A 362-nucleotide genomic window follows, 5' to 3' on the forward strand; every position below is an offset into this window, starting at 1 on the left:
GGCCGCCAGCGCACTGGCACGGCATCGCCACGCGCCACTGGTGGCGCCTGTCGCTGCCGGCACTGTTGCTGGTGCCGCTGCTGTGCGCCGGGCTGTGGCCCACGCTCGGCGCCTGGGCCGCATTGGGCCTGCTGTGGCTACCGTGGTCGGCGTTCAAGTCCTGGCGCCAGGCGCAGCGCATGGGCTACGCGCTGGATGCGCGCTACGTGGCGGTGCGCGGTGGCTGGTGGCGGCGCTGGTGGCGGCTGGCCGAACTGGACAAGCTGCAGACGCTGCACCTGAGCCGTTCGCCGCTGGACCGCTGGTGCGGCACCGCGACGCTGTGGTTGGACACCGCCGGCGCTCGCCACGGCGAACCGCCG

At 74.3% G+C, this 362-nt stretch carries 1 protein-coding gene; it reads left to right on the plus strand.

What is annotated here, in order from left to right; translation table 11 throughout:
* Nucleotides 1-362 (plus strand): PH domain-containing protein (locus D183_RS25235; RefSeq protein WP_039728629.1); only part of this gene is annotated, 362 nt, incomplete at both ends.

The organism is Xanthomonas sp. SHU 199 (genome assembly GCF_000364665.1).
GTDB classification, from domain to species: Bacteria; Pseudomonadota; Gammaproteobacteria; order Xanthomonadales; family Xanthomonadaceae; genus Xanthomonas_A; species Xanthomonas_A sontii.